Source organism: Corynebacterium sp. USCH3, from assembly GCF_037619475.1.
Classification (GTDB): Bacteria; Actinomycetota; Actinomycetes; order Mycobacteriales; family Mycobacteriaceae; genus Corynebacterium.
In genome coordinates this window covers 288,097-311,900 of sequence record NZ_JAQPZT010000002.1, presented here as the reverse complement: position 1 = coordinate 311,900, position 23,804 = coordinate 288,097, and the positions used below count along the sequence as shown (strand labels likewise).

22 protein-coding genes are annotated in these 23,804 nt (G+C 69.2%); 10 read left to right on the top strand and 12 right to left on the bottom strand.

Features of this window, described 5'->3' with window-relative positions; all coding sequences use genetic code 11:
- Positions 1-48 precede the first annotated feature (48 nt).
- The 5 genes from PQI66_RS04760 (at position 49) to PQI66_RS04740 (ending at position 6,173) form a co-directional block, all read left to right on the top strand.
- Positions 49-819: an N-acetylmuramoyl-L-alanine amidase gene (locus PQI66_RS04760; RefSeq protein ID WP_339996422.1), complete on the top strand. Its 771-nt coding sequence runs from the start codon at positions 49-51 to the stop codon at positions 817-819.
- Positions 820-2,286: 1,467 nt separating this feature from the next.
- Positions 2,287-3,384, top strand: coding sequence for a 2,3-butanediol dehydrogenase (locus PQI66_RS04755; RefSeq protein WP_339996420.1), 1,098 nt, complete (start codon positions 2,287-2,289; stop codon positions 3,382-3,384).
- A gap of 52 nt (positions 3,385-3,436) precedes the next feature.
- Positions 3,437-4,285: a MetQ/NlpA family ABC transporter substrate-binding protein gene (locus PQI66_RS04750; RefSeq protein WP_339996418.1), complete on the top strand. Its 849-nt coding sequence runs from the start codon at positions 3,437-3,439 to the stop codon at positions 4,283-4,285.
- Positions 4,282-5,628: a M20/M25/M40 family metallo-hydrolase gene (locus tag PQI66_RS04745; protein WP_339996416.1), complete on the top strand. Its 1,347-nt coding sequence runs from the start codon at positions 4,282-4,284 to the stop codon at positions 5,626-5,628. Before PQI66_RS04750 ends, PQI66_RS04745 begins: the two co-directional genes overlap by 4 nt.
- A gap of 38 nt (positions 5,629-5,666) precedes the next feature.
- Positions 5,667-6,173, top strand: coding sequence for a hypothetical protein (locus PQI66_RS04740; RefSeq protein ID WP_339996415.1), 507 nt, complete (start codon positions 5,667-5,669; stop codon positions 6,171-6,173).
- Here the strand turns inward: PQI66_RS04740 and PQI66_RS04735 are convergent.
- The 7 genes from PQI66_RS04735 to PQI66_RS04705 form a co-directional block, all read right to left on the bottom strand.
- On the bottom strand, positions 6,139-6,468 hold the full coding sequence (locus PQI66_RS04735) for a hypothetical protein (RefSeq protein ID WP_339996414.1): 330 nt from the start codon (positions 6,466-6,468) through the stop codon (positions 6,139-6,141). The genes PQI66_RS04740 and PQI66_RS04735 overlap by 35 nt on opposite strands.
- A 97-nt stretch (positions 6,469-6,565) precedes the next feature.
- A complete protein-coding gene (locus PQI66_RS04730; RefSeq protein ID WP_339996412.1) occupies positions 6,566-8,272 on the bottom strand; it encodes an ABC-ATPase domain-containing protein in 1,707 nt (568 codons plus the stop codon).
- Positions 8,269-9,186 (bottom strand): nitroreductase family protein, encoded by a 918-nt coding sequence (locus PQI66_RS04725; RefSeq protein WP_339996411.1) that lies wholly within the window; start codon positions 9,184-9,186, stop codon positions 8,269-8,271. The genes PQI66_RS04730 and PQI66_RS04725 overlap by 4 nt, the downstream gene beginning before the upstream one ends.
- Positions 9,183-9,584 carry an SRPBCC domain-containing protein gene (locus PQI66_RS04720; RefSeq protein WP_339996409.1) on the bottom strand — a complete coding sequence of 134 codons (402 nt, stop codon included), beginning with the start codon at positions 9,582-9,584 and terminating at the stop codon, positions 9,183-9,185. The genes PQI66_RS04725 and PQI66_RS04720 overlap by 4 nt, the downstream gene beginning before the upstream one ends.
- A 14-nt stretch (positions 9,585-9,598) precedes the next feature.
- Positions 9,599-9,853, bottom strand: a complete 255-nt coding sequence (locus PQI66_RS04715) for a hypothetical protein (RefSeq protein WP_339996408.1) — start codon at positions 9,851-9,853, stop codon at positions 9,599-9,601.
- A 20-nt stretch (positions 9,854-9,873) separates the two neighbouring features.
- Complete coding sequence (locus PQI66_RS04710; RefSeq protein ID WP_339996407.1) at positions 9,874-10,587, bottom strand: response regulator transcription factor; 714 nt, start codon at positions 10,585-10,587, stop codon at positions 9,874-9,876.
- On the bottom strand, positions 10,584-11,879 hold the full coding sequence (locus tag PQI66_RS04705; RefSeq protein ID WP_339996406.1) for an ATP-binding protein: 1,296 nt from the start codon (positions 11,877-11,879) through the stop codon (positions 10,584-10,586). The genes PQI66_RS04710 and PQI66_RS04705 overlap by 4 nt, the downstream gene beginning before the upstream one ends.
- A 136-nt stretch (positions 11,880-12,015) precedes the next feature.
- On the opposite strand from PQI66_RS04705, the gene PQI66_RS04700 reads away from it, so the two are divergent.
- The gene (locus PQI66_RS04700) at positions 12,016-13,236 is read left to right on the top strand and encodes a PspC domain-containing protein (RefSeq protein ID WP_339996405.1); all 1,221 of its coding nucleotides are present in this window, start codon (positions 12,016-12,018) and stop codon (positions 13,234-13,236) included.
- 10 nt (positions 13,237-13,246) lie between these two features.
- Here PQI66_RS04700 and PQI66_RS04695 read toward each other — a convergent pair whose 3' ends face one another.
- Complete coding sequence (locus PQI66_RS04695) at positions 13,247-14,665, bottom strand: CitMHS family transporter (protein WP_339996403.1); 1,419 nt, start codon at positions 14,663-14,665, stop codon at positions 13,247-13,249.
- Positions 14,666-14,822: 157 nt separating this feature from the next.
- Here PQI66_RS04695 and PQI66_RS04690 point away from each other — a divergent pair, with 157 nt between their 5' ends.
- Positions 14,823-16,514: a sensor histidine kinase gene (locus PQI66_RS04690; RefSeq protein ID WP_339996401.1), complete on the top strand. Its 1,692-nt coding sequence runs from the start codon at positions 14,823-14,825 to the stop codon at positions 16,512-16,514.
- Entirely contained in the window at positions 16,511-17,206 is a 696-nt protein-coding gene (locus tag PQI66_RS04685) for a response regulator (protein WP_339996400.1), read from the top strand. Before PQI66_RS04690 ends, PQI66_RS04685 begins: the two co-directional genes overlap by 4 nt.
- Here PQI66_RS04685 and PQI66_RS04680 read toward each other — a convergent pair.
- On the bottom strand, positions 17,176-18,390 hold the full coding sequence (locus PQI66_RS04680) for an FAD-dependent oxidoreductase (RefSeq protein ID WP_339996399.1): 1,215 nt from the start codon (positions 18,388-18,390) through the stop codon (positions 17,176-17,178). The genes PQI66_RS04685 and PQI66_RS04680 overlap by 31 nt on opposite strands.
- Before the next feature lie 3 nt (positions 18,391-18,393).
- The gene (locus tag PQI66_RS04675; RefSeq protein WP_339996398.1) at positions 18,394-18,801 is read right to left on the bottom strand and encodes a YccF domain-containing protein; all 408 of its coding nucleotides are present in this window, start codon (positions 18,799-18,801) and stop codon (positions 18,394-18,396) included.
- A 183-nt stretch (positions 18,802-18,984) separates the two neighbouring features.
- Here PQI66_RS04675 and PQI66_RS04670 point away from each other — a divergent pair, with 183 nt between their 5' ends.
- A complete protein-coding gene (locus tag PQI66_RS04670; protein ID WP_339996397.1) occupies positions 18,985-20,199 on the top strand; it encodes an HNH endonuclease signature motif containing protein in 1,215 nt (404 codons plus the stop codon).
- 119 nt (positions 20,200-20,318) lie between these two features.
- On the opposite strand, the gene PQI66_RS04665 is transcribed toward PQI66_RS04670, so the two are convergent.
- Positions 20,319-21,725: an MFS transporter gene (locus PQI66_RS04665; RefSeq protein WP_339996396.1), complete on the bottom strand. Its 1,407-nt coding sequence runs from the start codon at positions 21,723-21,725 to the stop codon at positions 20,319-20,321.
- A 154-nt stretch (positions 21,726-21,879) separates the two neighbouring features.
- On the opposite strand from PQI66_RS04665, the gene PQI66_RS04660 reads away from it, so the two are divergent.
- Positions 21,880-22,527 (top strand): hypothetical protein, encoded by a 648-nt coding sequence (locus tag PQI66_RS04660; protein WP_339996394.1) that lies wholly within the window; start codon positions 21,880-21,882, stop codon positions 22,525-22,527.
- Here the strand turns inward: PQI66_RS04660 and PQI66_RS04655 are convergent.
- Positions 22,509-23,525: a bile acid:sodium symporter family protein gene (locus tag PQI66_RS04655; protein ID WP_339996393.1), complete on the bottom strand. Its 1,017-nt coding sequence runs from the start codon at positions 23,523-23,525 to the stop codon at positions 22,509-22,511. The two genes, PQI66_RS04660 and PQI66_RS04655, sit on opposite strands and share 19 nt — an antisense overlap.
- Between the last annotated feature and the right edge of the window lie 279 nt (positions 23,526-23,804).

The following is a 23,804-nucleotide window of genomic DNA, read 5'->3' as shown; positions in this document are numbered from 1 at the left end:
GACAGGATGAGTTTCATAGGTCGGGGCCGCGGAGTCCTCAGGTCGGTCATGGTCGCAGTCACTGTGGTCGCTGTCGGTGGTGCGGGGACCTCGTACGCACAGTCGTCCCTGCCGGGGTCGTCGGTCGGCTCGGAAGGTACCCGTTGTGTCGTCGCCCTGGACCCGGGGCACAACGGGGCGGACACCGACGAGTTCGACCCGGTCACCGGAGTCCGCATGATCGACTACCCGAACGAGCTGGAGGACGCTGATGCGCTGCAGGTTGCGCGCGCCGTCGAGTCCCGGCTCAACCTCGTGGGCATCGGCACCGTCCTGCTGAAATCCTCGGTGGAGGAGGACGTAACCTACCGGGAGCGGGTCGACCGGGCGGCGGGTGCGGGCGCGTTCATGGGCGTTTCGATCCACACGACTCCCGGTCCGAACCAGTCCGCGATCTTCCCGCAGCGTGAGGGTGGGTTCCGCTCCGGGCTGGGGGAGGCCGGCACCCCGCATACCGTGACCTTCGACAACCCCCGGGCCGCGGCCGAATCCCAGCGGCTTTCCGGTGTCGTGGCGGGCGCACGGTCGCTGGTGGAAGGCAGCCAGGTTCCGGTGCGTGACAATTCGTTCAACGGGCGTGAGCCGCTGTGGGAGGGCAACATCCCGGTGATCTCGCTGATCGCTGACACCCCATGGATTTACAACGAGTTCGGCAGTGCGACCGGTGGGGGAGCGCACGGCCTCACCGGCGCCGAGAAATCACGCTACATCGACGGCTTGTCGGCCGGCCTGATCGCTGCGGCGGCGACGTCCCCGGCCTGCACGGGCATCGGTAGCTGAGAGCCCGACGGCTGACGTTAGGGGGCGTCGTCCTTGCTTGAGCGAGCCATCGTCGCAAGAGTCCGTGGTGGCAGAGCTTCGGCTCATCCCCGCTGGCGCGGGGAACACGCTGCTGGCAGAGGACACCGACACCACCGGTAAGACTTATCCCCGCTGGCGCAGGGAGCGCACAAGCGACATCGTCGACTGCGCGTCAGCCGCCGGTTCATCCCCGTTGGCGCGGGGTGGACTTCACGCGGTCCGCGTCGAGCGTGGTCCAATTCAGCTCATCCCCGCTGGCGCGGGGCGGACTGCAGACCGGCGATCTGCTGCTCCAGCTCCTGAGGCTCATCCCCGCTGGCGCGGGGCGGACTAGGCCGGGTGTGCGGAGTGCGGGTCATTCGTCGGCTCATCCCCGCTGGCGCGGGGCGGACGCAAATTACTAGCGAACGTGACGGCAACGACGGGGCTCATCCCCGCTGGCGCGGGGCGGACGACACGACAGCGCCGACTACGGCCGAGATCGTGGGCTCATCCCCGCTGGCGCGGGGCGGACGGCGGCGCGGCCGGGCCTCTGGATGGCCGCGGGGGCTCATCCCCGCTGGCGCGGGGCGGACCGCGGGCCCATGGGGTTGACGCGCAGGTTCAGGGGCTCATCCCCGCTGGCGCGGGGCGGACGGCACAGATCATCATCGGCACGCTGGCCCCCCGCAGGCTCATCCCCGCTGGCGCGGGGCGGACCTCATGCCCGACGCAAACGAGGTTCACGACTTCGGCTCATCCCCGCTGGCGCGGGGCGGACCGCCGGGCGGCGTGGAATGCGTCGATGTCGTCGGGCTCATCCCCGCTGGCGCGGGGAGCACTGTCACCGCGGTGGTCGACCCGGTGGTCGGACCGGCTCATCCCCGCTGGCGCGGGGAGCACATGACCATCGGGAAGGCCATCGCACGAAACAGGCTCATCCCCGCTGGCGCGGGGAGCACAAGAGCACTTCGCCAAGAAGAACGGCCTTCTGAGGCTCATCCCCGCTGGCGCGGGGAGCACGTGTTCGGCCGGAACATCCGCGATCACTGCGAGGGCTCATCCCCGCTGGCGCGGGGAGCACTTCATCGAGGGCAAGAAGGACGGCAACTGGTTCGGCTCATCCCCGCTGGCGCGGGGAGCACACTTGCTGAACAGTGGTTTTCTGAGCCGATTCTCCATTATAGATACGGCTTGGTCGAGCAGCCCGGCAGCTGACGCCGTGGAAACCGGCCCCGAGGGGCAGACGCGGTCGGTGGCGGTGAACCCCGCTGGCGCGGGGAGCCGGAGTGTGTCCCGTGACAATGCGGGGGCCGCACCTGAACCAACCACGGTCAACCGGTCATGGCCCGAGGCGACGCGCTTATGTCGGCCGGCCGCCGTCCGTCCCGACAGGACTACCATCGACAGGTGGACGGGGCCGCTAACCCGTGTGGTCCTGCATCTCCACGGAAGGTTGACTGCACCATGAGAGCAGCACGTTTCTATGACCGCGGCGACATCAGGGTCGAGGACATCGACCCGCAGCCGCTGGAGCCCGGTACCGCCCGCATCGACGTCGCCTGGTGCGGCATCTGCGGCACCGACCTCCACGAGTACCTCGATGGCCCCATCTTCTGCCCGGCCTGCGGAAAGCCACACCCGATCTCCGGGGAGGACGCCCCGGTCACCCTCGGCCACGAATTCTCCGGCGTCGTCAGCGAGGTCGGTGAGGGTGTCGACGACCTGGCGGTCGGCGACCACGTGGTCGTGGAGCCGTACATCATCGCCGACGGGGTGGACACCGGCCCGGACAGCACGACCTACCACCTCTCGGAGAACATGAACTTCATCGGCCTGGCGGGTCGTGGCGGCGGTCTGTCGGAGAACGTCGTCGTGCGTCGACGGTGGATCCACAAGATCTCCGACACAGTTCCCCTCGACCAGGCGGCGCTGATCGAACCGCTGTCGGTGGGCTACCACGCGGTGGAGCGTGCAGGGTTGATGGCGCAGGACGCGTCCCCGGCGGGCAGGACCGCACTGATCGGCGGTGCCGGTCCGATCGGCCTGCTCACCGCGGCCGTCCTCAAGGCGCTCGGGGTGCGCGTGGTGATGTCCGAACTCTCGGAGTTGCGGCGTGAGAAGGCGCTGGACTCCGGTGTTGCCGACGTCGTGCTGAACCCGGCGGAGGTCGATGTCGTCGCCGAGGTCACTGCGCTGACCGATGGCGCAGGGGCGGACGTCGCCTTCGAGTGCACGTCGGTCCAGGTTGTCCTCGACACACTGATGGACGCACTGCGGCCCACCGGGGTGCTGGTCGTCGTGTCGATCTGGGGTCACAGGTCCGAGTTCGACATGCACAAGCTGGTCATGAAGGAGCTCGACGTGCGTGGCACGATCGGCTACGTCAACTCCCATCCGGCGACGATCGCGCTCGTCGAGTCCGGGAAGATCGACCTGGCACCGTTCATCACCGGCAGGATCGGTCTGGAGGGCCTGGTGGATGAGGGGTTCGACACGCTGATCAACCGGAACGAGACGGCGGTCAAGATCCTGGTGTCCCCCTCCGGCAACGGTATAGACTGAGTGGTCTAGTGTGGTGGGTGCACGACGTTTCACACACCACCAGGAGACCACCATGACGAGAAGAACCACCATCCGCCGCGTCCTACGCACCGCCGGTGCGGCCACGGTCACCACCGGCCTCGCCGTGGGCGTCGCCGCCTGCGCCGACGACGGCCCCGGGCAGGAGGAGGGGACCATCCGGGTCGCCACGTCCCCCGGCCCCTACAGCGAACTGTTCCGCGAGGGGGTCGCACCGATCGTCGAGGAGGACGGGTACACCGTCGAGTTCGACGACTACACCGAACTGCAGCAGGCCGACATCGCCCTGCAGGAGGGCAGCGCGGACCTCAACGTCGACCAGCACATCGCCTACATGGAGAACTTCAACCGGGAGGCGGGGGCCGACCTGGCGTCGGTCACCCCGGTGCCCACCGTCCCCGCCGGCCTGTTCTCCTCGCGTCACGACAGTCTCGACGAGATCGCCGACGGACAGTCCGTCTCGATCCCCGAGGACCCCTCCAACGCCTCGCGGGCCTACCGGCTCCTGGTCAAGGCAGGCTGGCTCACGGTGAAGGACGGCACCGACGAGGCGGACATCGCCGCCGACGACATCGAGGACAACCCGCACGACCTGGACATCCGGCTGGTCGACTCGGCGTTCATCTCCCGGGCCATCGACGACGTCGACTGGGCCGTGATCCCGGGGTCGATGTCCTACGCCTCCGGCATCGACACGGACCTGCAGCTGCTGCAGGAGGACCTGCTGCCGGAACTGGTGCTGCAGGCCGTCACCCAGCAGGACCAGGTCGGCAGCGACTGGGCCGACGCCGTCGCCGACGCCTACCGGTCGGACGAGTTCGCCGACTACCTCGCCGGCCGCGACGAGGACGACTACTGGGTGGTCCCGGAGGAGCTGCAGTGAGTGACCTCTTCGACGACACCCTCGGCCTGTTGCAGGAACTCGTGCGCAACGCCTGCGTCAACGACCTGACCCCGGATTCCGGCCAGGAGGTCCGCAACGCCGACACCCTGGAGGAGTTCTTCGCCGCCGAGATCGCCGAGGGCTCGGTGCAGGTCACCCGTCTGGAGCCCCGCGCGGGGCGCACCAGCATCATCGTCACGGTGCCCGGCAGCGACGGGCAGGCCGAACCGTTGACCTTCCTCGGCCACACCGACGTCGTCCCCGTCGACACCGCACGCTGGAGCGTCGACCCCTTCGGCGCCGAAGTCATCGACGGGAAGATCTACGGGCGCGGCACCGTCGACATGCTGGGACTCACCGCGCCCATGGCGGCGGTGACACGCCAGGTCGCCCGTGCCGCCGCAGCCGGGTCCCCACCGCGCGGGACGCTGACCTTCGTCGGAGTCGCCGACGAGGAGGCCCGAGGCGGACTCGGCGCGAAATGGCTGTCCGAGGAACACCCGGACGCGTTCAGCTGGCGCAACTGCATCTCGGAGACCGGCGGATCACACCTGCCCACCAGCGACGGGTCAGATGCCGTCGTGGTGGTCGTCGGGGAGAAGGGCGCGGCCCAACGTCGTCTGCACGTCACCGGTGACGCGGGGCACGGGTCGCAGCCCTTCGGACGCGACCTCACCGTCGTCCGGATCGCCGAGGTCGCCCGACGCATCGCCGCCCACCGTCCGGCCGTGTCGCGGGACCCGCTGTGGCAGGGGTTCGTCGAGGCGTTCCGCTTCGACCCGCAGGTGGCCGACGCCCTGCTCACCGGGGCCGACGATGCGGCGTACCTGCAGTTCGGTGACCTGGCCCGCTACGCTGACGCGGTCTCGCACCTCACGGTCGCGCCGACGGTGCTGCGCGCCGGGCAGGCCATCAACGTGCTGCCCTCGAGTGCCTACCTGGAGCTGGACATCCGCCCACTGCCCGGGCAGAGCGACGATGACGTGGACACCGAACTGTGCGACGCCCTCGGCGACCTCGCCGACGAGGTGACGATCGAGCGGTTGATCTCGGAGCCGGCGGAGGTCTCCACGACCGATTCACCGCTGTACCGCGCACTGGAGGCGACGGTGGGGGAGTTCTTCCCCGACGCCGCGGTCGTCCCGGTGCTCGCCGCCGGCGGTTCGGACCTGCGTTTCGGACGCCGGCTGGGCGGGGTGGGCTACGGCTTCGCCCTGAATGCCCGCGACCGCACGCTCGCCGAGGTCAACGCCCAGCTGCACACCCACGACGAGCACCTCTACCTCGAAGATCTGGATTTGACGGTCAGGGCCTATGCCCGCCTGGTAGACACATTCCTGTGAGGAGATGTCAGAGCGTCAGTAGATTGTCAGGTGTTGCTGTGGCGGTTCTTCTCGTCGCAGGTTGTTCCTCCGGTGGGGAGGATCCGCCGGCCCCGTCCTTCGAGCGGCAGGTGGAGACGACCGTCGCAGGGACCGCCGACGAGTCCGGGGACGCGGATCCGACGGCGCCGGCACCCGTGGAGCCGCCGGTGGACACCGCCACCGCCACCGCCACCGAGGATGCGGGCCGGCCCGCCGGGATCGACGGCGACTATACCGAGACCGACGAACTCGTGTCCGGGACCACCTGCGGGGCAGCTTCCGGGAACACGCTGGTGGAGGTGCGTGAGGGGGCAGTGTCCTGCCTCGACGCCCAGGCGGTCGTCGACGAGTACCACGCCCGTCGCGATTCCGAGGGCGGTGGCAACACCCTGTCCATGACGGTCGGCGAGTGGAACTGTTCGACTCCCACCGCCGGCCGCTCGGCACAGCTCCAGGCCGCCGAGATCTGCTACGGCCCGGACGACGTGGTCATCGCGACTCCCGCAGGATCTGTACAGCCTTAGGACCGACACCGTGCCACGAGGCCAGTTCGTCCGCGTCGATGCCGTCGAGGTCGGCCAGGCAGGTGATGCCCCGCTCGACCAGCGCCCTGGTCGCCGGGGTACCGATGGCCCGGGGCAGGTCACCGACCTGCCCGGCGACGGCCTCGTCAACGGCCCGGAGCCTCAGCGCCAGATCCTCCGGAGCGACGGCGAACCACCCCTGCCGGACGAGGGCGTTGGACTGCATGCCGTTGATCTCGTCCAACGCGACGTCCTCGCTGTCAGGCGTCTGGAGGATCTGTGCCGGGGTGGTCATGGGCATCATCCTAGTCACCTTGTCTGGGGCATACGCGCGGGAAATGTGCACCATCCTGGGCACGCGATCCGCCCGGTGGGCGTTCCCGGGACGGTGCCTATTTCGCGTGCCTGAGCCGGCGGTAGCGGTTCACCGCCGCGGCGATCTCATGGCGGCGCACCCCGGCCAGGCGCCCGGGGTGGCGTCCTGTCCCGTGCGCGGAGAGGACGTCCAGTCCCTCGCGACCGACGCGGTCGACGACGGCGTCGACCAGGTCGGACAGCGGGGTGGAGCCGTCGAGGTCCAGCACCCGCAGGGCGGCGGCGACGGCGTTGGTCTGCGACGGGTCGACCAGCTGTGACCAGGCGGACAGGTCGATGTACTCCTCACCGACGCGGATCGACTGCAGACCCTTCGCCTGTGGGGGACGGGGCCCCTTGCCGCCGCGTCCCGGTGAGGAGAATCTGGTGGGTCCCGGGATGCGTGGGGAAGGGCGGTCCAGTTCCCCGCCCGCCGTCGGTCCGGCGAGCTCCTCCGCCTGGGCGGTGACGTCGACCGGACGGTAGTTGTCCAGCATGATCACGGTGTCCGCGACGTCGATGAACATTCCGGACCCGCCGGCGACGAGCACCGTCGACACCCCGTGGTCGTCCCACAGGGAGCGGACGCGGTCCACCAGCGGGGTGATCGGCTCCTTCGCCGACGGCACGAGGGTGCGCATCCGGTCGTCCCGGATCATGAAGTTCGTCGCCGAGGTGTCCTCGTCGATCAGCAGGGAGGTCGCCCCGCAGTCCAGGGCCTCGACCAGGCCGGCGGCCTGGGAGGTGGACCCGGAGGCGTTGGTGGTGGAGAAGCACCGGGTGTCCGGTGCGCTCCCCGCACCGGGCAGGTCGTGGAGGAACGGGGAGATGTCGACGCCGGTGACGGCCCGGCCGTCCTCGGCACGCAGGGCGACGGCGTCCGCGTCAGTGACGGCGAATTCACGTCCGTCACCGGGGAGGTGGTTGTAGATGCCCAGCTCCAGGGCCCGGAGCAGCGTGGACTTCCCGTGGTATCCGCCGCCGACGATCAGTGTGACCCCGGTCGGGATCCCGAGACCGGTGACGGTGCGGCCCGAGGGCAACTCCACGCGGTGCCGCAGAGACTCCGGGGAGGTGAAGGGGACCGCGTCGGTGAGCGGGCGTTGCGAGTTCCCGGCGGCCCGGGGGAGCACGGACCCGTCGGCCACGAAGCCGACCAGTCCTATCTGGTTCAGCGACGCGCGCAGGAACTCCTGGTCGGTGTAGGTGTCCTGCGCCTCGTCGAGCGCGGCGACGGAGGCGGCGTCGAGGTTCAGCAACGCCTCCTCCACCGCGGCCGGAAGGACGTCGCACAGCAGTGTCGCCGCGGCACGCCCACGGATCCGACGCCCCTGCGCCGGCAGTGCGGCCTCCAGGCGGACGGTCACCCGGTCGTCCGGCGCGGAGACGACCACGCTGGACCGGTCGAGGACCTGCTGGCCGGGCTCGTCGACGGCGAGGACACCCGACCCCTTGCCGCCGGACGGGTTGCGCCTGCGCAGGGAGGCGGCCACCCGGCGGGTCAGGTGGTCGCGTACCGGAATGTCACTGCCGGAGGTGCGCGCCGGGACGCCGGTCGCCGACCACGGTACGCTGACCTGGATCAACGAGGGCGCAGCGAAGGGGTCGGCCTGCACCTTGTCCACGGCCAGTGTCACAGGCGCACCCGAGGGTGAGGCCAACCGGTGGGTACCGCGCAGCGTCTTGTACGCGCCGTAGCCGGCGCCGTCGAGGCTGGTCAGGGTCTGTCTCAGGTCGGAACTCATCGCAGTCCGAACCCCGCTTTCTCCAGGAACTGGCGGATCAGGTGACGTTTCGTCTTCGTCGCCGCGGCCTCCGACACCCGGTGCAGTGTCTGGGTGGACCACTGCGGGTGCTGGCCGTAGCGGGAGAAGTAGGCGGCGAGTGCGTCGTCGTAGTCGGCGAGCAGCCGGGCGCGCTCCTGCTCACCGTCCTCTCCGGACCGGTCGTCGTACCGGTCGTGGTGGACGACCAGGTCCATCGGCAGGCGGGGCTTCACACCGGCGTTCTCCTCCGGATCGCCGTACCCCAACGCGAGCCCGAGGAACGGGACGACGTCCTGCGGGATGCCGAGGATCTCCTGGACCGCGCCGATGTCGTTGCGCATCGAGCCCAGGTACACCGTGCCCAGGCCCAGTGACTCCGCGGCGATCGCGGCGGTCTGTGAGGCGATGCCGATGTCCAGCACCGAGGTGACCGGTTCATCCAGGTAGTCCAGCGACCCGAGGTCGTGGGGCGGCTGCGACGACACCCCGTGGATCTCCCCGGCATCGTCGGAGGTCTCCGCTGCGGCGGCCTTCCCGGCCTGCGCGGCGTGGAAGCGGATCTGGGAGAAATCCACCAGCCACACCAGGAGAACCGGTGCGGTGGCGACGTGCGACGACATTCGCTTGCCGATGCTCGCCAGCTGTTCCTTCACCGCCCGGTCACGCACGGCGACCACCGCCACGGTCTGCTTGTTCGACGACGACGGTGCGGACTGCGCCGCGGCCAGCACCGTGGTCAACGTCGTCTCGTCGACGTCCCGGTCCAGCCAGAGGCGTACCGACCGGTGTGCGGTGACCGTCTCCAGCGTGTCATTCCACCGGGTCGGGGACCAGCGTTGTTCCCGTCCGTAGCGGTCGGTCAGGCGGCAGTCCGGGGTGGGACGGTCAGTCATTCGACTCCTCCGGTGTCGGTGGTGGTGAGTGGGTCGGTGAGGAACTGGCGGAGACGGTCCAGCGCGTCCTCCCAGTCGCGGTGTGCGGCGTCGGCACCGCGGACGGTGGAGGTGAAGGTCAGCGACGTCTCTTCCCCCTCTGCGTCCAGGTCGAACCGCAGGGTCTCGGTGTTCCAGCTGTACTCCAGCACCGACGGTGGACGGTAGACGGTGACCTGTCCCTGCCCGACCGTCCCGTCCGAGATGAAGGTGAGTTGCCGACCGGCACCGAAGACGAGCAACGACCGGTCGTAGTCGAGGACGTCCCCGAACCACCGGCGCAGTTGCGACACGCGGGTCAGCGCACGGAACGCCCGGGTCGGCGTTGTCGGCAGCTGCACCGTCAGGGTGGTCGTCACAGTCGGCACGGTCGTCACATCGGGCTCAGCGGAATTTCGCGGGAGGCTTCGGTGTCACTGTCGATCTGCCAGGTGAGTTCGGCGTCGACGGCCCCGGTGAGGTCCGCCAGCCGGGCACGGACCGCCGTGTCGAGGCCCTCGAAGTCGTCTCCCCAGACGACGGCTCCCTCGACGCCGATGACGGCCGCGCACCAGGTGGTGCCCGCGGCGTCGTCGGCGTCCGCCTCGCGCACGACGTTGACGGTGTAGTTCGCGCTCTGGTTTCTCATGCCCACCACTTCTACACCCCTCATCCCAGTCTGTTGTCGGACACCCACCGCGACAGGGAGTGCCGGTTGGTCTGCTGGGTCTTGCGCAGCACGTTGGAGACGTGGGTCTCCACCGTCTTCACCGAGATGAACAACCGCCCGGCCATCTCCCGGTAGGTGTAGCCGCGGGCGAGCAGCCGCAGGACCTCCTTCTCCCTCGGGGTCAGCGTCGACAGGACACTCTGGTCGGCGTCCTCGGGCAGGGGGACAGGATCCGCCGGATCCGACGGATCCCCCGGTTCCGCAGTCGATGGGGCCGGTGTCTCCGCCGGTCCGGCGGTGAAGGCGTCGAGCACGTAGCCGGCCAGCCGCGGGGAGAACACCGCGTCGCCGGAATGTACCCGCAGGACACTGTCGACGAGTTCCTGCCCGCTGATGTTCTTGGTGACGTAGCCCCGGGCACCGCCCCTGATCAGCGAGATCACGTCGGTCGGGTCGTCGGAGACGCTGAGGCCGAGGAACTTCGGCCCCTCGTCCTGCAGCTGCCGCAGCACCTGCAACCCGCCGCCGTCGGGCATGTGCACGTCCAGCAGCACGACCTGCGGGGAGGTGTCCCGGATACCGGCGACGGCGTCGCCGACGGACCCGGCCTCGCCGACGACGTCGACCTCGGAACGTCCCGTCAGCTCGGCCCGCACCCCGGTGCGGAACATCGAGTGGTCGTCGACGAGGAATACCGCCACCGGGTCCGTCACTGCGCCTGCCTCTCCAACGTCAGAATGACCTCGGTGCCGAACTGCCCCGAGTCGATCTCCACGTTACCGCCCACCCGGGCCATCCGGTCCAGGATCGAGGAGCGGACCCCCTGGCGGTCGTCGGGGATGTCCGCCACGCTGAAACCGGGACCGCGGTCGCGGACGAACAGCTCGACCGCACCGTCGTCGGAGACCTCCAGGTAGACGTTGACTTCCTGACAGCCGGAGTGTTTAGCGGCGTTGACCATCGCCTCACGACCGGCGAGCAGCAGGGCGACGGAGGCGTCGTCGGTGTCGCGGTCCTCGCCGACGATGACCGGGCGGATCTGCACGCCGAAGGTGTCCTCGACTTCACCGCAGGCGACCCGTAACGCACCGAACAGGGTTTCGGTCCGCACGGACTCGCCGGGCGCGAAGAGCCACTGACGGAGCTGCCGTTCCTGGCTACGGGCCATCTGCGCGATCTCGGGTTCACCGGACTTCTTCTGGATCAGGGTGAGTGTCTGCAACACCGAGTCGTGGATGCGTGCGGCGATGCGTGCCCGCTCCTCCTCGGCGGCGCGTTCCCGGGCACTGGTGTTCGCCATGGACCACAGGCGCAGCCACAGCGGGATGAGGACGACCACGAGACCGGCGATCAGTGCGACCGCCGCGATGAGGGCGGGGACGATCACCCCGCCGCTGCCGTCGGTGGCGCCTTCGTCGATCCGGATACCGAAGACGGTGTAGCCGATACCGATGGCCAGCAGGACCAGGCCTCCGGCGAGACTCACCCACTGCAGCCCGCCCGGCACACGACCCGGGGGGCCCTGCTGTCCGGGGGCCGCGGCGAGGGCATTCGGTCCGAACGTCCGCCACACCAGCAGCACCCCGCCGGCCAGCAGCAGTGCGCTCACCGCGATCTGGGGTCTGGTCGCCGCGCCGCCCATGAAGAGGACCACCGCCAGGACCACCAGGAGGCGGTCCGTCCCCGAGACCGGGCGGTCGACGAGCGCAGGGTCGAGGCCACGGTGCCGGACGGATCCGGTGGCTGCGGCATTGGATGCCTCCGCGGAGGTTGCGACGCGCGTGGTGAACACCCAGAGCGCGCCGTAGGCGATCACACCGACACCTGCGACAGTGTTCGCCAGCGCGAAGATCAGGCGGACGACGGTGAGCCGCACGCCCAGGTGCGCCGCCAGTCCGGTACACACGCCGGCGATGAGTTTGCCGTCGGCGACGCGGAACAGGTCCGGGGTCGGCGCGCCGGGGCGTCCGGCTGGCCGTCCGGTCGTGACTGGGAGTTGGGACATGCGTCCAAGACTGCCAGGGCCAGAGGCCTCAGGGTATCGGGGACCACCCTGAGATCCGGACGGAACGACAGGATCAGGGTGGATATCCGGGGCTTCCCCGATGTGGTTGGCTGGAGTCCCACGAAGAATGAGGACCATGAGTTACGGCACACAGTCAACGACCCCGGGCACGGGCAACCCCCGGGGCACCTTCGAGTCCACCGTCCGTCGGATGTGGGACACCCGCCCCGTCCGCTTCCCGCGCAGTCAGTCGACCAGGTCCTGGTTCTTCGGGGTCTGTGAGGGCATCGCCGTGCGCTACCAGGTCTCCCCGCTGCTGGTGCGGCTGGTGTTCGTCCTGACAGCCTTCCTCGGAGGTGTCGGCGTGTGGGTCTACGGCATCGCCCTGTTGGTGATGCGCCGCTACACCGTTCCGAAGACTCCGCTGGACGTGCTGGTCCGCGGTGAGCGCGACCCCCGCTACAGCGAGGACCGCTCCCTGGCGATCGGGACCCTGATCGTCGGTGCGGTGTTCCTGGTCTTCGGCGGCATCTTCTCCGGCGGGATCACCCTGACCGGCCTGGTGGTGTCCGCTGCGCTGACCGGTGTGGCCTGGTGGCTGCTCTACGAACGCCAGCCCGTGGCGCCGGCCGGTCTGCTGGACCGGGACGACGTCCCGGCACAGGCGGCGACGTCGGGGCCGTCGGGGCCGACAGCGTCGGCGATGCAGGTGGACCTGGACGACGTCGCCGCCGCGCCGGGGTTCGAGCCTCCGCGCACCCAGCCGCCGTCGTGGGATCCGTTGGGGACGGCACCGTTCGCCTGGGACCTGCCGGACCCCGGTGAGCCCGCCCCCGCCGACGCCGGCCACACGGCCGGGGAACCGAGGAAGAAGCGTCGCGGGCTCAGGGCCCTGGTCGTCGCCGCGGTGCTCGCGGTCGTCCTCGCCCTCGTCGCCGGTGTCATCGCGCTGGGTGCGGTGTTCTTCCCCAGCTGGGGCGGTATCACCTCGGTGGACGGCAGCTCCACCTCCGGCACCTTCACCGGTGGGACGGAGAGCGTTCGGACGCTGGACGACTACCGCGACTACACCTACACGATGAGTTCACCGACCCTGGACTTCACCGGGGTGGCCGTCAACCAGGACAGCGAGATCGACCTGTCGACCACCATGGGGTCGGTGGGGATGATCTTCCCGGAGACCACCGACGGGCCGTCCTACCGGGTCCGGTTGAACTGCGAGTCGCTGACGATGAGTGACGTCGACTGCGACAGCTTCGACGACACGCTGGTTCAAGGTCGGGGGGACACCGAACACACCCTGACGGTGAACGTCACCGCGACGATGTCAGAGGTCCGGTTCGACCAGGTCAGGTGACCGGGGGCTCCTACCCGACGTGGAAGGGGATCGGCCCGACGAGGACGCCGACGGCCAGCATGACCAGGGAGACGACGACGGCCCGCCACAGCACCTTGCGGTGGTGGGCCCCCAGCTCGACATTGGCCAGCGAGACCAGCAGCAGGATCGCGGGCACCAGGGGGGACTGCATGTGGACCGGCTGACCGGTGATCGACGCCTGGGCCATCTGCACCGGCTCGATGCCGAAGTGGGCGGCGCTCTCGGAGAGGACGGGGAGGATGCCGAAGTAGAAGGCGTCGTTCGACATGAAGAAGGTCATCGGCATCGAGAGCAGGCCGGTGATCGGCGCCAGGTAGCCGCCGAGGGAGTCCGGGATGATCGAGGTGATCCACTCCGCCATCGCGGTGACCATGCCGGTGCCGTCGAGCACACCGACCAGGACACCGGCGGCGAGGACCATGCCGACGACGGCGACGATGGAGCTGGAGTGCGACACGATCTCGTTGGCCTGGTCCTTCAACCGGGGGAAGTTCACCGTCAGCGCGATCGCCGCACCCACCATGAACACGTAGGCCAGGGGGAACAGGTCGGCCACCAGCAGCACCATCACCACGATGGTGAGGACGAGGTTGAACCACAGCAGTGTCGGCCGCAGCGTGGCACGGTTCGGGTCGAGCATGGTGTCGGCCATCGAGGTGTGTGCCGGTGCACCGCCGGTCTCTGTGCCGGAACGATCCGTCATGCCGGTCAGGTGGGAGGTGTCGATGCGTCCGAGGCGCCTGCGCTCGGCCTGCCCCATCAACCACGCGAAGACGAAGCAGATGACGAGGCCGGCGGCCAGGGACGGTAGCATCGGGACGAAGACCTCGGAGGGTTCGACGCCGAGCGCCGCCGCTGCACGGACGGTGGGGCCGCCCCAGGGCACGATGTTCATCGTGCCGTTGACCAGACCGGCGACACAGGTCAGGATGACCGGGCTCATGCCGAGACGGAGGTAGAGCGGGAGCATCGCCGAGGTGGTGATGATGTAGGTCGTCGACCCGTCGCCGTCGAGGGAGACGACGCCGGCGAGGACGGCGGTGCCGAAGACGATCTTGGCGGGGTCGTTGCCGAGGATCCTGGTGATCCAGGTGATCAGCGGATCGAACAGCCCGACGTTGATCATGATGCCGAAGTACATGATCGCGAACATGAGCAGTGCGGCGGTGGGGGCCATGTCCTTGACGGCGTCCATGACCATGTCGCCGATGCCGAGGCCGGCACCGCCGATCAGGCCGAAGACGGTCGGCACGAGGATCAGGGCCAGCATGGGGGTCATGCGGCTGGTCATGATCAGCGCCATGAACGTGAGGATCATGAGGAACCCGAGGGCGACGAGGATCCCGTCGGACGGTGTGTGGCTCAGGTCGTAGTCTGCCGCCAGCAGCAGAGTTTCTGCGGTGGTCATCGAACTCCTTCAGGTGTGTCTGACCGGACACGGTGAGCCTAAAGTGACTCGGGCCACATGGCGACGGTTGTGTGCGTTAGATCAACTTCTGTGCAATCACTGACTTGTGCGCATTGTGCTCACGGGCACGGGCAGGTCATGCCGTAGACTTCCCGACGTGCGTTTTTCGACGAAAGTTCTCCTTCTGCAGCTGCTGACGGTCGTGGCCGTCGTGGCGGTGTGCTCCGGCATATTCGCCTGGCTGTCGGTCGGCAGGCTCAAGCAGGAGGCGATGAGTTCCGCGGTCTCCATCGCCCGGTCGGTGGCGGAGGACCCCCAGGTGCGTTCGGGGGTGGCGACCGGTGACCCGGACCGGGGCCTGGTCGACCTCGCCGCCGGGGTGGAGACCCGGACGGGTGCCCTCTTCGTGGTCATCACCGACGCGGACGGAATCCGCCTGGCGCACCCGGACCCGGCGCGGATCGGTCACCGGGTCAGTACGGACCACGAGGCCGCCCTCCGCGGTGACGAGGTCATGGCCTGGGAGACCGGTACGCTCGGGCCCTCCGCGCGGGCGAAGGTCCCGGTGTACGCACCCGACGATTCGGCGCGGAATGTCGCCGACAGTGCTCCGGTGGGGGAGGTCAGCGTGGGGTTCCGGCGGGCGAGCGTCTTCGACGACCTGCCTCTGGTCCTCGTCGGTGTCGGTGCCGCCGGGGCGACCGCCCTGGTGATCGGTGTCGTCGCCAGTGTGCTGATGCGACGACGGTGGGAGCGGCTGACGCTCGGCCTGCAGCCGGAGGACCTCGTCCAGCTCGTCCGCCACCAGTCGGCGGTCCTGGACGGTGTGGAGGAGGGCGTGCTCTCGGTGAATCCGGACGGTGGTGTCGAGGTGTTCAACGAGGTGGCGTCGCGCCTGCTCGACCTCGGCAGTGTCGCCAGTGTCGGCAGCGTCGGCGGAGACGGGGCCCGGCCTTCCCTGGGTGAACTCGGTCTGCCGTCCCGGGTCGTCGTGGCGCTCCGGGAGCTCGAACGACGGGAGTCCCCGTACGGGGCGGGGGTGTCCTTCGACAACGTCGTCGTCGGTGGGCGGGTCCTCTACGTGGACGCCCGCCCGGTGACCCGGGCAGGTCGGCATCTGGGCACCGTCATCGTGGTCCGGGACCGGACGGACCTCGCCGCCCTCAGTCGCAGGCTCGGGACTGTCCAGGCCATGGGGTCCACACTCCGGGTGCAACGGCACGAGTTCGCCAACCGGATTCACGCGGCGTCGGGCCTCATCGACGCCGGACGTGTCGACGACGCCCGTGCGTTTCTCCGGGACATGGCGGACCGCGGGCCGGTGGACTTCCCGCTGCGGGGCGCCGAGCTGCTCGGCGAGCCGTTCCTCCAGTCGTTCCTGGGTGGCAAGGCGATGGAGGCCGGTGAACGTGGCGTCGCTCTGCGCGTGGGCGAGGAGACCCTGGTGCTCGACGTCATCGACGCGCCCGGGGCCGTCGAGGACGTCGCCACGGTACTGGGCAACCTCGTCGACAACGCTGTGACGGCCGCCCTGTCCGTCGACGTCCCGGAGGACGGCGCCGACCGGTGGGCCGAGGTCACCGCCATGCAGGACGGTGCCTCCCTCACCCTGGTGGTGGCGGATTCCGGGGCGGGGTTGGACAGCGGCCGGGCGCACGGCGCGGACCCCGGGGACGATGCCGTCCACGGTCACGGGATCGGGCTCACCTTGTCCCGTGAGCTGGTGGCGCGGCGTGGTGGCGCGCTCTGGCTCATTGACCGTGGCGGGGGCGCGCCGGGGCACGGCGCAGTGTTCGGCGTCCGGCTTCCGGGCGTCTTTGCCGCAGACGACCGAGAGGAACAGCAGTGACACCGACACCGGCACGCACCGGACACCCCAGGCGCGACATACGCGTCCTCGTCCTCGACGACGATTTCCGCGTCGCCTCCATCCACGCCGACATCGTGTCCGGCGTGCCCGGTTTCGAGGTCCAGGCGACGGTGGGGACCTGCGCCGAGGCGCGTGCGCTGATCGCGGCGCAGCCGCCGGACCTCATTCTCGCCGACGTCTACCTTCCCGACGGCGACGGTATCGAGCTGGTCCGGGGCAGCGGGGTGGACGCGTTCGTCCTCTCTGCGGCGGTGGAGTCGGCCACGGTCCGTCGTGCGCTGGCCGGGGGTGTCCACGCCTACCTGGTGAAGCCGTTCACCAGGCAGGCGTTGGTCGACCGGTTGGAGCGGTTCGGACGGTTCCGGAAGATCACCGCTACGCCTCACCCGTTGAAGCAGGACGACATCGACCGGGCGTTGTCGGTACTGCATGCGGCCTCGCAGCCGGTGACGGCGGCGGGAGGGACCACCGAGGAACTGGTGCTGGAGGCACTGGGGTCCGGGGAGCATTCGGCCGCGGAGGTCGCCGACGTCGCCGGGGTCTCCCGGGCGACGGCGCAGCGTCGGCTGTCGGCGCTGGCCGGACGGGGGCTGGTCACCGTGCGGTTGCGGTACGGAAGCTCAGGGCGACCCGAGCATCTCTACACCCGGTCGTCCGGCACCGGGTGGTGAGTTTCCCGGCGGTGGCCGGGGTTTGCCGGGGCCCTGAACTGTTCCGGGACGGTGGAGCGTCCGGTCACCAGTCCGGCGACGAGGTCGCCGATCAACGGCGCGAACTTGGCGCCGTGGCCGGAGCAGGGGGAGACCACGGTGACGCCGTCGGTCCCGTCGATGAGGAAGTCGTCGTTCGGGAGGGTGGTGAACAGGCAGGTGGTCTCCGCATACGGTTCGGGGACCAGGCCCGGCATGTTCCGTCGGACGTAGTCGACGACGAGCGTGCGGTTCGTCGCGTCGACCACACCGTCCTGGTGGGCGGCTGAGTTCATTTTCCGCCCCGCGTTGTAGACGGCGACTTTCTGGCCGCGGCCGCCGGCGTCGCGTCCGCCGGGCAGGCTGTAGACCTGCAGTTCGCGGGTGAGGTTGATTGTCGTCGGCCAGTCGGCCGCGCTGTCGCGGTAGGGGAAGTGGTAGGCGTACTCCTCGCTGACCTGAGCCGTCGGTAGACGGCGGAGGAAGCTGTCGGGGAGCTCGGTGGTGGCCAGCACGTCATTGACCCAGCCGCCGGCTGCGATGACGACCTGGCCGGCCTCGATGGTTGATCCCGAGGCGGAGATGACGGAATATCCGGTACGGGTGCCGCCGAGGCGTCGCACCGACGAGACCGTCCAGTGGTCGAGGAAGAGAGCGCCGCCGCGGACCGCCTCGGCCTGCTGGGCGCGCACGGTTGCTTCAGCGTCGATCACCCCGGCGCCGGGATGCCAGAGCACCGGGGTGCTCTCGTGGGGTCCCCGGAAAGACAGGAACGGCCACCGGTCCTGCGCGGTAGTCGGACTCATGAGCTCGTGGTCGACCCCGGCGTCCCGGAGGACCCCGGCAAGGTGGACGGGGTCGCGGACGTCGCCGTAGTCGATTCCTCCACACCGGGTGACCAGGGGACGGCCTGTGCGACGTTCGAGGTCGTCCCACTGCGCGGCCGCGTCGACGACGAGCCGGGTGTAGAGCGGGTCCGGGTAGGGGTAGCGGAAGATGCGGGCGGAGCCATGTGAACTGCCGTGGGCCGACGCCGGGACGTCACGGTCGACGACGATGACGGACCGTCCGCGGTCCGCGAGTTTCCAGGCGACGGCGCTGCCGGTGAGTCCGGCACCGACGACGAGGACGTCGGCCTGCAGGTCGGTACGGTGGGGGCGGTGCACAGGTCAGGGGGCCGGGATGACCGTCGTGGAAGAGTCCTGGACGATGGCCTTGCCGAAGGGGAAGCAGGTCACCGGGATCATCTTGAGGTTCGCCCAGGCGAGGGGGAGTCCGATGATGGTGACGGCCTGCAACGCGGCAGTGGCGATGTGGCCGAGTGCCAGCCACAGGCCTGCGACGAGGAACCACACGAGGTTCATCAGGCCGGAGCCGACGCCGGCACCGTCCTTCCGCACGACGGTACGACCGAAGGGCCACAGGGCGTAGCTGGCCATGCGGAACGATGCGACGCCCGCGGGGATGGTGATGATGAAGATACAGGCGAGGAGCCCGAAGAAGATGTAGCCGATGAACAGCCAGATGCCGCCGGTGACCAGCCAGATGATGTTGAGGATGAGACGCAGAAGCTTCATGTCCCCGATTCTAGGGCAGCTCCTGAGAAAGTTCCTGGGGTTCGTCCCTTCCGGGACCACGGCCGCGGCGTGGCTGGTGCCACCCATGGAGAGAGTGGAACATATGTTCGATCTCTCTGTAGGTTCCCCGTTTTCATGTCCGACGGCTGCGATACCGTGTTCGTATCCGAAGGAGGGGACAGCATGACCACCACCTACACCACCGAACCCACCACCGGCGAGTCCTACACCACCCTCGCCGACCGTTACGCCACCGCCGTCAACACCGCCGAACTCGACCTCGTCGCCTTTCTCACCACCATCCCCGCCCACACCCGCCACGCCACCGCATTGGCGGTACGCCGCCGCACCGTGGCAGAGGCCCACCGCTACACCCACGCCGCCGACCTGGCCCTACGCATGCCTGACCTGTTCGCCGCGTTCCGCGCCGACGGACGCTACTCCGTCGACCACCTCGACGCGATCTGGTCACGGATCAACCGGCATGCCCGTGCCCTGGCCAGCGCCACCAGCGCCGGTGCCGACGGCGTTGCTCCGGCGGCGACGGTGGATGCCGCCGTCGCCCTCGGCGTGGCCGCCTGGACCAATACCACGGGCATCACCGTGTGGACCGCCCTGGCCGACGTCACCGACGAAGTCCTGTGTACCGTCGCACCCCTGGCCGTGGCCGACACCGAAACCGCCGAGACCGAGGCGGTGTCCCTGACCCGGCGGGGTACCCGACTGACCCTGGACTGTGGCAGCGAGATCACCGCCGGAGCCCTGTGGTCGGCGATCACCACCGCCGCCCTGCAGATCCGCAGCGACAACACACGCGACAACACACCCGGCGTTGCATCCGACGTCTCTGGGGCGCCGGCGATGTCGGCCTGCCGGGGCCAGGTCGCCCTGGGCCTGCTCGGCGGGCGCGCTGACCAGCTCACCGTCACGGTGAACACCTACCGTTCTCACCCACACGCGCCGAGCTTCGTGCTCGGCACCGGGTGGGTCTCGGCGACGACCGGTGCCGCTCTGGCACACCTGGCCCGCCGGGTACGGCACCTTCCCGACGCAGCGCAGATCCCCGACACGCGGGCCTACCGGTTCACCACGGCGCAGAAGGCCCGGATCCAGGGCAGGGACGGGCACTGCCGGTTCCCGGGTTGCTGCGTCGCCGCCGACGAGTGTGACCACGATCATCTGGTCAGCTCCCCGCACACCGATCCGGGCAGCGACGGGGTGACCGGCGTGGCCAACGGGATCAGTCTGTGCCGCACCCACCACACGCTGAAGACGGCGAAGGTCTGGGCGGCGAAAAGCGACGATGATGCGGTGACGGTGACCTGGACCGGTCCGGGCGGGGTGATGGTGACCACGGTTGCCGCGGGGCCGCTGTCGCCGACACGCCACCCCCGCTGACCCTCGACCCCCGGCGCGGGGTTTCCAGGTGCAACCGACGGTGACGTGCTCACCGTCGGGTACATCACCACGCCCGGACCTCCGCAGGGGCCGAGGTTCCCCGCGCGTGGGCGGTGCGACTACGCGTCCCTGTCGTCGGTGCGTCGTGTCTTCGGCAACGTCCACGCCGCGGCGAGCAGCAGTAGCGCCGCGCCGGCGACCCCGTAGAAGACTCCGGTCGTCGCATCCACCACCGTCGCCGGATCAGTGTCTCCGGCGCCGTCGGCGATGATGGTGTTCGAGATCGTCCCGTACACGGCGACGGCGACAGCGCTTCCCGCGGAGCGGGCGAACATCGTCAACCCGGTGACCTCGGCGCGCTCCGACCAGCCGACCGACGACTGGGCGGCCACCACGTTCGGAGCCGCCGTGAACCCGAGGCCGGAGCCCAGCACGAGCGCGACGGCGACGATGAGCCAGATGTTCGTCTGTCCGACCACGATGAGTAGCAGGAGTGCGCCGACCATCACGATCGAGGATCCCAGGGTGATTGATGCGCGGAAACCGTGGGGGACGTAGATCCGACCGGCATTCGCACTGGCCAACGGCCAGGCGATCGTCAGCGCGGCGACGGCGATACCGGCGGTGACCGGTGTCGCCCCGGCGGCGCGTTCGAGGTAGGTGGGGACGAAACTCGTCAGCCCCAGCACGATCCCGCCGATCGCGGCGGAAATGAGCACGGCGTGGACGATGAGTCGCCGCGAGAGCAGGTGCAGGTTGACGACCGGTTCGGCGGCGCGCCGTTCGATCAGGACGAACGCCGCCAGGGCTGCGGCACCGCCCAGGAAGCACACCAGGGAGGCTGTCGACGACCACGCCCATGCTTCGCCGCCTTCCAGCAGGCCGAGCAGCAGCAACGTGAGCCCGAGGGTGAGGACCAGGGCTCCTTCCACGTCGATACGGTGGCGGGTGCGTTCAATGTCCTCGTGGAAGTTCCGCCACACCATCGCCGCCGCGAGGAGGCCCAACGGAATGTTGATGGCGAAGATCCACCGCCAGGAGACGTACTGGGAGAACAGTCCGCCGATCAGCGGCCCGAACATGGAGGACACCGCCCAGACGCTGGCCAGGTACCCCTGGACCTTCGCCCGCTCACGCACCGTGTAGATGTCGCCCGCGATGGTCTGGCCCATCGGTTGTACGGCACCGGCGCCGATGCCCTGCACGATCCGGCACAGAATCAGTGCGGTCATCGAGGGGGCGACGACGGAGAGTGCCGATCCGAGGACGAAGACCGCGATACCGGTGAGGATCACCGGCTTCCGTCCGTAGGTGTCGGCAAGTTTCGAGAACACCGGCACGGTGACCGCCTGGGCGAGCAGGTATCCGGAGAACAGCCACGGGTAGCGGGAGAACTCGCCGAGATCCGCCACGATGCTGGGGACTGCCGTCGCCAGCACGGTGGCGTCCACGGCCATGAGCGCCGAGGACAGCATGATCGCTGTGAGGACGGGGCCGCGGCGGTCCCGGAAGACTGACATCGCCATCTGCACCATCGTAGCGTGCTGCCGGGACACGGTACGGTAGCGCGGCACCGGAGCGGTGTGGCACGGTAGAGGTGACAATAGCTGTGAACTACAGATACTGGAGATGAGTCCTGTGCGTGATGTGACCGGAAATCGACGAGGCAGGCTCGTGTCCGTGGCAGGGCTCGCCGCGATGACCGCGGCCGGTGTCTTCCTCACCGCCTGTGACAACGACGGGGCGGGTGTCGACGAAGCGCAGGGGAGTTCGGCCGTGACGGCGGATCCGGCCGACGCCGCCCTGTCCGGCGACATGACCGGTGACGCTGACGCAGGGGAGGGGTCGGCGCCGCAGCCGACGCCGGGTTCGGAGCCCGCGCCTGACGGGGCGCCGGCGCCCGACCCGGCACCTGCCCCGGGTCCCGTGGAGCAGAAGGCCACGGCTCCGCAGCAGAACCGCGTCGAGCTGGCCGACTACACCGTCCCGCTGAACGGGCAGGATTCGATGATCTGCATGTTCCGTGAAAGCCAGGAGGCCGACGGTTTCGACTGGGGATGCCAGGCGGAGAACTTCCACGCCGGTTGGGACGCCACCCGCGGTGGGGACGCCAACGGTGTCGCCTACCGTGCCGGCGGCGACCCGGAACTGTACGCCCTGCTCGGCAATGCCGCGGGAATCAACCACGCCGGGGGGCTCGAGGACGGCACCGTGACCAGCGTGGGTGACCGTTTCGTGGTGGATCTCACGCAGCCGGACGCCGCACTGATCACTGCTGACGGGGTGACCGCGCGGGTGACCACGGACAGCTACGAGATCGTCGGCTGAGTCGCCGCTTCGCCCTCGGCGGCTGACGGGGTGGGGGCCACCGTCGCCGCGGGGAGTGGGCGGCGTCGGACGAGTGCGGCGTAGACGGCGCCGGTGATGTTGTGCATGACGGCGGCGACCGCGCCCGGCAGTGCAGCTTCGGGGGAGAAGAACCGGCCCGCCATGCCGGAGGCGAGTCCGGCCGACTGGGTGCCGATCTCGACTGCCATCGTGCGGTTCACCGGTTCCGGCAGCCGGAAGAGTCGTCCGGTGAGGTATCCCAGCGCGTAGCCCCCGATGTTGTGGAGCAGGACGGCGGCGAAGACGATCAGCCCGACCTGTGCGAGGCGTTCAGCGTTGTTCGCCACGGCGGGGAAGACCACGCCACCGATACCGATGATCGACAGCCACGGCAGGACCGGGGCGACCTTGTCGACCCACCGGTTGAGGACGGTGCGGATCAGCAGGCCGCCGACCACCGGCAGCAGCACGGTCTGTACCAGGGTCCACGCCATTCCGGCGCCGTCGACCTCCGTGCGGGTGTCGGCGAGCAGGAGCATCAGCGCCGGGGTCATGACGGGGGAGACCAGGGTGGAGATGCTGGTCATGGCGACAGAGACCGCCACGTCGCCCTTGGCGAGGTAGGCGATGACGTTCGACGCCGTGCCGCCGGGGACCGACCCCAGCATCAGCAGGCCGACGGCGAGTGCCGGGTTCAGGCCGAGTAGTGCGGCGACGCCGATCGCCAGCAGGGGCATGATCACGAACTGCGCGACGACGCCGATGATCACCGGGGTGGGGCGTTTCGCGATGATCTTGAAGTCCGGGACGGTCAATGTCAGCCCCATGGTGAACATGATGACCATGAGGAAGAGGTTGATGTGGTCCGTCAGGGGGATGAACGGGTCGGGTGCGAAGAACGCCACGACGGTGCCGGCGAGAATGAACAGCGGGAACGCGGTGACGGCGAGTGCTGCCGAACGGTCCTCTGGTGCGGGGTGGGGTTCCTGAATCGTCATGGTGTCCGAATCTAACGCTCCTGTGTGCAGTTTCCCAAAATATGAGCTTATCGATCTCATATTTTGGGAAATTGATGTGACGACATAACTGAATCGTGGATGAACTTCGCGCCAACAGTGTGCGAAGAACCGGCCTCCTGACCAGCGGGGACGCGGTCGGGGCGCTACCGTGAGCCTCCGTCACGGTGACCGGAGTCCGTCCGGCCGCCCGTAGGAAGAGACGGAGAACCACGCTGTGCCGACATGGCAGAGAACCCCGAGAACCCCGAAGAACCCGAC

What these genes read in the sequence shown, in the direction of transcription:
- PQI66_RS04760 (WP_339996422.1), top strand. Translation starts at nt 49, where the DNA reads ATGGTCGCAGTCACTGTGGTCGCTGTCGGTGGTGCGGGGACCTCGTAC.
- PQI66_RS04755 (WP_339996420.1), top strand. Translation starts at nt 2,287, where the DNA reads ATGAGAGCAGCACGTTTCTATGACCGCGGCGACATCAGGGTCGAGGAC.
- PQI66_RS04750 (WP_339996418.1), top strand. Translation starts at nt 3,437, where the DNA reads ATGACGAGAAGAACCACCATCCGCCGCGTCCTACGCACCGCCGGTGCG.
- PQI66_RS04735 (WP_339996414.1), bottom strand. Translation starts at nt 6,468, where the DNA reads ATGACCACCCCGGCACAGATCCTCCAGACGCCTGACAGCGAGGACGTC.
- PQI66_RS04730 (WP_339996412.1), bottom strand. Translation starts at nt 8,272, where the DNA reads ATGAGTTCCGACCTGAGACAGACCCTGACCAGCCTCGACGGCGCCGGC.
- PQI66_RS04725 (WP_339996411.1), bottom strand. Translation starts at nt 9,186, where the DNA reads ATGACTGACCGTCCCACCCCGGACTGCCGCCTGACCGACCGCTACGGA.
- PQI66_RS04715 (WP_339996408.1), bottom strand. Translation starts at nt 9,853, where the DNA reads ATGAGAAACCAGAGCGCGAACTACACCGTCAACGTCGTGCGCGAGGCG.
- PQI66_RS04705 (WP_339996406.1), bottom strand. Translation starts at nt 11,879, where the DNA reads ATGTCCCAACTCCCAGTCACGACCGGACGGCCAGCCGGACGCCCCGGC.
- PQI66_RS04700 (WP_339996405.1), top strand. Translation starts at nt 12,016, where the DNA reads ATGAGTTACGGCACACAGTCAACGACCCCGGGCACGGGCAACCCCCGG.
- PQI66_RS04695 (WP_339996403.1), bottom strand. Translation starts at nt 14,665, where the DNA reads ATGACCACCGCAGAAACTCTGCTGCTGGCGGCAGACTACGACCTGAGC.
- PQI66_RS04675 (WP_339996398.1), bottom strand. Translation starts at nt 18,801, where the DNA reads ATGAAGCTTCTGCGTCTCATCCTCAACATCATCTGGCTGGTCACCGGC.
- PQI66_RS04670 (WP_339996397.1), top strand. Translation starts at nt 18,985, where the DNA reads ATGACCACCACCTACACCACCGAACCCACCACCGGCGAGTCCTACACC.
- PQI66_RS04665 (WP_339996396.1), bottom strand. Translation starts at nt 21,725, where the DNA reads ATGGCGATGTCAGTCTTCCGGGACCGCCGCGGCCCCGTCCTCACAGCG.
- PQI66_RS04655 (WP_339996393.1), bottom strand. Translation starts at nt 23,525, where the DNA reads ATGACGATTCAGGAACCCCACCCCGCACCAGAGGACCGTTCGGCAGCA.